The organism is Polaromonas sp. P3_C2 (assembly GCF_056402675.1).
The window spans coordinates 1-4,919 of record NZ_JBFUGX010000313.1; the positions used below are offsets into that span (position 1 = coordinate 1).

Sequence of the window (4,919 nt, forward strand, 5' to 3'; positions counted from 1 at the left end):
GTGTAATGGGGGCAATCCAGCAAGCCGTCGAGTGCAGGATTAAAGCTGTCCAGCTGATGACTGCCCTCGTCATTGAGCACGCCGGGCTGGAGCCGGGCCACCGCATCGAGCAAGGCCATGGCGGCAATTTCCCCGCCCGACAGCACAAAATCGCCCAGGCTGATCTGCAGGTCAACATGGGCCTGGATGAAGCGCTGGTCCAGCCCTTCGTAGCGCCCACAAATCAATACCGCACCGGCGCTGGCCGACCAGCCTTCAACGCCGGCATGGTCCAGCGCCTTGCCCACGGGAGAAAAAAGCACCGTGGGAACCTTGGGCGCACCATTCGCAGCACGGTCAGCCTGTATTTTTTCAAGGCACAGCGCCAGCGGCTCAGCCATCATCACCATGCCGGGGCCGCCGCCGAAAGGCCGGTCGTCCACGCGGCGGTAGTTGCCGTCGGCAAAGTCCCGCAGGTTCCAGAGCTTCACCTCAACAAGGCCCGATTCGTAGGCGCGGCGGGTCACGCCGCTGACCAGGAAGGGCGCAAAAAGCTCGGGGAAAAGTGTGATGATGTCGAAGCGCATGGGGCTATTGTGTGCGAGCCCGGCGCTTCAGGGCAACAGCCCCTTCGGGCTACAAAAATCAGTAGTCCGGCTGCCAGTCAACCGTGATGCATTTGCCGGCGATATCCACCGCGTCGACATACACGGAGACAAACGGGATCATGCGTTCGGCGGTCAGGCTCGTGCCGTCCTCCTGCTGGACGGTGTACTCCACACACAGGACCGAGTGCGGGCCGGTGGCCATCAGGTCACGCACCAGGCCTAATGGCACCCCTTCGCGATTGACCACGTTCAGGCCGATCAGGTCGACCCAGTAGTACTCATCCTTGGAGGCCGCAGGAAAACTGCTGCGGGGCAGGAAGATGCGTGCGCCACGCAAGGCCTCGGCCGCATTGCGGTCATCAAGGCCCAAAAACTTGGCGACGACGGTATCGGAATGAACTTTGGCCTCGTCCACGCTCAGTGAAACGGTGCCAGAAAACACGGTGAACCCCGGGCGGAATTTGGCGTCAGGCGCCTGCAAAAACCAGGATTTGGCCGCGAAAAGTGCTTCTGGATCGGTGCTGTGCGGCAGGATTTTCACCCAGCCCTTGACGCCCCATGCATCCAGGATGCGCCCGACTTCGATGGCGTCGTGCGGAAGGCTTGAGGGCGTCAAGCCTGCCGACGATTGAAGGCCGGGCTGCATCAATCTCTAAATCAGACCGAGTTCTTCAGGCCGTTTTGACAGCAGCCGTAGCACCTTGCTTGACCAGGCGCAGAACGGTAGGAGACGGCTGGGCGCCCACACCGATCCAGTGGGTCAGGCGGTCTTGCGCAATGCGCAGGCCTTCTTCGCCACCTTTGGCAATCGGGTTGTAAAAACCGATGCGCTCGATGAAACGGCCGTCGCGGCGAACGCGTTTGTCAGCCACAACAATATTGAAAAAAGGACGGTGCTTGGAACCGCCGCGTGCAAGTCGAATGACGACCATGATTTATCCTTCGGGTGGTGGGGCTTACCGGTAAGGTAGATACCCCAATGTTCTGCAGCGCTTGAGACACACGACATGGCCACCCGGCCAGCGAATTGCTGCAAAGCCTGAGATTATAGCCTGTGGAACGGTTTTGGCCCAAATTCACCTCCCCGCCCTTCTCCTATCCCCGAAACCACGACAGACATGCCCCTCATACGCCCCAGCCGCGAAGAAGACATTCCCGCCATCACGGCCATTTACGGTCACCACGTCCTGCACAGCACAGGAACGTTCGAAACCGAGCCTCCCAGTGTGGCCGACATGACGACCCGCCGGGCTGACGTACTGTCCAAAGGCCTGCCCTACCTGATCGCCGAGGAGGAAGGAAAAATTGTGGGCTTCGCCTACGGTAACTGGTTCAAGCCGCGACCGGCCTACCGGTTTTCGGTGGAGGACACGATTTACCTCGCGCCTGAACTGCACCGCAAGGGCCTGGGCCGTGCGTTGCTGGCCGAGCTGCTGGCACGGCTTGAAGCGGTGGGCGTACGCAAGGCCATGGCCGTGATCGGTGATTCGGCCAACGCCGGCTCGGTGGGCGTGCACCGCTCGCTCGGCTTCACCGAAGTCGGCACCATTGCATCGTGCGGCTGGAAGTTCGGCGCCTGGCGCGACATCGTGATCATGGAAAAGACCTTGGGCGCAGGCGACACGCAGCCGCCGGTGGATGCACCCGCCGCATAATCGCAGCATGCAAGCAACTGCCTCCCCAGCCCCTAAAGCGCCCAAAAACAAAACCCTCGCCGCCTGGCTCGCTTTTATCGGCGGTCAACTCGGCGTGCACCGTCTTTACCTGTTCGGCCTTGGCGACGTGTGGGCCTGGCTGCACCCCATCGCAGCGGCGCTGGGCTGGTGGGGAGTCGAGCGCGTACGGCTTTATGGGCAAGATGACCACCTCGCCTGGGTGCTGATTCCGCTACTGGGCTTTACGCTGGCCGGCACGGCATTGACCGCCATTTACTACGGCCTGATGCCAACGGAAAAATGGAATGCGCTGCACAACACGGGCACGCCGGCCACCCAGGCGGGCAACACCAACTGGCTGACCATAGGCGCCGTGGTGTTTGCGCTGCTGTTTGGCACTATCTCACTGATGTCCAGCATAGTCTTCAGCTTCCAACGCTACTTCGAGTACCAGGTCGAAGAGGCCAAGAAAATCAGCCAGTAGATAGAGCCCCCACGGTCGCTCACTTCGTGTAGCTTCCTGCCCCCCGAGAGGGCCGCCCGCCTGCGGTCTGGCAAAGCCAGTCCCGCGGCTCATGCTGGCTTTAAGAGTTCTTTAAGCGCTACCAGCGGGCAGCCGCGGAGCCGGCTTTGCCGGGCCGCAGGCGCCGTCCCCTGCAAGGGGAAAAGGGCTACACGAAGTGAGCCCGATAGGGGTGAACCTATTTCTGCAGTGAGCCCGGACAGGGGTGTTCAAAAAACTTGCAGGCTGACCCAGTACGCGATCGCGGCCACGAAGGCCGAAGCGGGAATGGTGAAAATCCAGGCCCAGACGATGTTGCCAGCCACGCCCCAGCGCACGGCTGAAGCGCGCTGCGTGGAACCCACGCCCACGATGGCGCCGGTGATGGTGTGCGTGGTGGAAACAGGAATACCCAGCCCGGTCGCCAGGAAGAGCGTCAGCGCCCCGCCTGTCTCGGCGCAGAAGCCGCCCACGGGCTTTAGCTTGGTGATCTTCTGGCCCATGGTTTTCACGATGCGCCAGCCGCCGAACATGGTGCCAAAGCCGATGGCGATGTAGCAGACGATGACCACCCAGATCGGCAGGTGTTCCGTGGTCGCCATCATCCACACGGGCAAGCCCTGCACATTGCTGGTGGTCGCGGCGATCAACAGCAGCCAGATGATGCCGGCCGTCTTTTGCGCGTCGTTGCCGCCGTGCCCCAGGCTGTAGGCGCCGGCGGACACCAGCTGAAGCCGGCGAAACCACCGGTCGGCCTTCGACGGGGTCGTCCTGCGACACACCCAGGCCACCGCCACCATCATCAGCGAGCCCAGCAAGAATCCGAGCAGCGGCGACACGAAAATGAAGGCCACCACCTTGAAAACGCCCGACGCGATCAAGGCACTCGCGCCGGCCTTGGCAATCACAGCCCCTACGATGCCGCCGATCAGCGCATGCGAAGAGCTGCTGGGAATGCCGTAAAACCAGGTCACGATGTTCCAGGTGATGGCGCCCATCAGCGCGCCAAACACCACATGCGTGTCCACCACGCCCGGCATCACGATGCCCTTGCCGATGGTCGCCGCCACGCTCAGGTGAAAGATGAAATACGCCAGGAAGTTGAAGAAGGCGGCGAACAGCACCGCCTGCCCCGGCTTGAGCACACCCGTCGACACCACGGTGGCGATCGAGTTGGCCGCGTCATGAAAGCCGTTCATGAAGTCGAACGCAATGGCCAGGAAGACCAGCAGGAACACCACCCACAGGGCAGCCTGTACGGTTTGCATGGTTCAGGCGCCCGTGATCAGGAGTTCTCGAGGACGATGCCCTCGATCAGGTTGGCCACGTCCTCGCACTTGTCGGTGATGGTCTCTAACAGTTCGTACACCGCCTTGAGCTTGATCACTTCCCGTACATCGGGCTCTTCGCGGAACAGCCGGCTCATGGCAGAGCGCATGACGCGGTCGGCGTCGGACTCGAGCTTGTCGATTTCCTCGCAGGTCTTGAGCGCCGCTTCAGCCGTCGCGGCATCGCTGACTTTTTCGATCAGCGCCACGGCATCCTGCAGGCGTTCGCAGCACTTGACGCTCAGGTCGGTCAACCGCACGATGTCTTCGGTCATGTGGCGCACGTCGTACAGCGCCATGGTTTCCGCCGAATCCTGGATCAGGTCGGCCACGTCGTCCATGGTGTTGATCAGCTTGTGGATCTGCTCGCGGTCGATGGGTGTGATGAAAGTCTTGTGCAGCGCCCGGTTGACTTCATGCGTGATGCGGTCGGCGGCGCGCTCGGCGTGSTCGACTTCGCGGTTGAAAGCTTCGCGCTTTTGCACGTCAGCGTAGTTCGCGACCAGGTTCGAGAACGCGTGGGCGGCCTCGACGATGCGTTCGGCATGCTGGTTGAACATCTCGAAAAAATTGCCTTCGCGCGGCAGCAATTTGCCAAACAGCATGTCAGTTCCTCAGGGAGTAAGTCAAAAATATGACGTTTTTGTAACAGCTAGAAGTTTAACCGCCCGGGATTTTAGGTAGCTTGGGTGTCTGACGGTGGGTTTACTGCTTAGGCTGCTGGCCGGGGGTTGCCCGGCATGCAACTCACTTTCTTTTGCTTCGCCAAAAGAAAGTAAGCAAAGGTCACGTAGTGGGGATTCGCTCACTTCGCGAAGCGAAGTTACGCGAATACCAAAAGGCGACC

General features: G+C 61.1%; 8 protein-coding genes. 2 read left to right on the forward strand and 6 right to left on the reverse strand.

Annotated features, from left to right (window positions below; translation table 11 throughout):
* From trmD to rpsP, 3 genes are all read right to left on the reverse strand, one after another.
* Positions 1-566 (reverse strand): tRNA (guanosine(37)-N1)-methyltransferase TrmD (trmD, locus tag AC1DWI_RS13760; protein ID WP_477725029.1); only part of this gene is annotated, 566 nt, incomplete at its 3' end.
* 58 nt (positions 567-624) lie between these two features.
* Positions 625-1,233: a ribosome maturation factor RimM gene (gene rimM, locus AC1DWI_RS13765; protein WP_477668034.1), complete on the reverse strand. Its 609-nt coding sequence runs from the start codon at positions 1,231-1,233 to the stop codon at positions 625-627.
* Positions 1,234-1,258: 25 nt separating this feature from the next.
* Positions 1,259-1,519 (reverse strand): 30S ribosomal protein S16, encoded by a 261-nt coding sequence (gene rpsP, locus AC1DWI_RS13770; RefSeq protein WP_457279965.1) that lies wholly within the window; start codon positions 1,517-1,519, stop codon positions 1,259-1,261.
* Between the two features lie 186 nt (positions 1,520-1,705).
* On the opposite strand from rpsP, the gene AC1DWI_RS13775 reads away from it, so the two are divergent.
* Positions 1,706-2,242, forward strand: a complete 537-nt coding sequence (locus tag AC1DWI_RS13775) for an N-acetyltransferase family protein (RefSeq protein ID WP_477668035.1) — start codon at positions 1,706-1,708, stop codon at positions 2,240-2,242.
* 7 nt (positions 2,243-2,249) lie between these two features.
* Positions 2,250-2,726 (forward strand): hypothetical protein, encoded by a 477-nt coding sequence (locus AC1DWI_RS13780; RefSeq protein WP_477668036.1) that lies wholly within the window; start codon positions 2,250-2,252, stop codon positions 2,724-2,726.
* A 248-nt stretch (positions 2,727-2,974) separates the two neighbouring features.
* Here AC1DWI_RS13780 and AC1DWI_RS13785 read toward each other — a convergent pair whose 3' ends face one another.
* The 3 genes from AC1DWI_RS13785 to AC1DWI_RS13795 all read right to left on the reverse strand — a co-directional run.
* The gene (locus AC1DWI_RS13785; RefSeq protein ID WP_477646378.1) at positions 2,975-4,012 is read right to left on the reverse strand and encodes an inorganic phosphate transporter; all 1,038 of its coding nucleotides are present in this window, start codon (positions 4,010-4,012) and stop codon (positions 2,975-2,977) included.
* A gap of 17 nt (positions 4,013-4,029) precedes the next feature.
* On the reverse strand, positions 4,030-4,677 hold the full coding sequence (locus tag AC1DWI_RS13790) for a DUF47 domain-containing protein (RefSeq protein ID WP_477725030.1): 648 nt from the start codon (positions 4,675-4,677) through the stop codon (positions 4,030-4,032).
* Between the two features lie 21 nt (positions 4,678-4,698).
* The coding region (locus AC1DWI_RS13795; RefSeq protein WP_477725031.1) for a hypothetical protein at positions 4,699-4,919 on the reverse strand (221 nt) is incomplete at its 5' end.

Coding starts and splice junctions, on each gene's coding strand:
- rimM (WP_477668034.1), bottom strand. CDS start 1,233: ATGCAGCCCGGCCTTCAATCGTCGGCAGGCTTGACGCCCTCAAGCCTT.
- rpsP (WP_457279965.1), bottom strand. CDS start 1,519: ATGGTCGTCATTCGACTTGCACGCGGCGGTTCCAAGCACCGTCCTTTT.
- AC1DWI_RS13775 (WP_477668035.1), top strand. CDS start 1,706: ATGCCCCTCATACGCCCCAGCCGCGAAGAAGACATTCCCGCCATCACG.
- AC1DWI_RS13780 (WP_477668036.1), top strand. CDS start 2,250: ATGCAAGCAACTGCCTCCCCAGCCCCTAAAGCGCCCAAAAACAAAACC.
- AC1DWI_RS13785 (WP_477646378.1), bottom strand. CDS start 4,012: ATGCAAACCGTACAGGCTGCCCTGTGGGTGGTGTTCCTGCTGGTCTTC.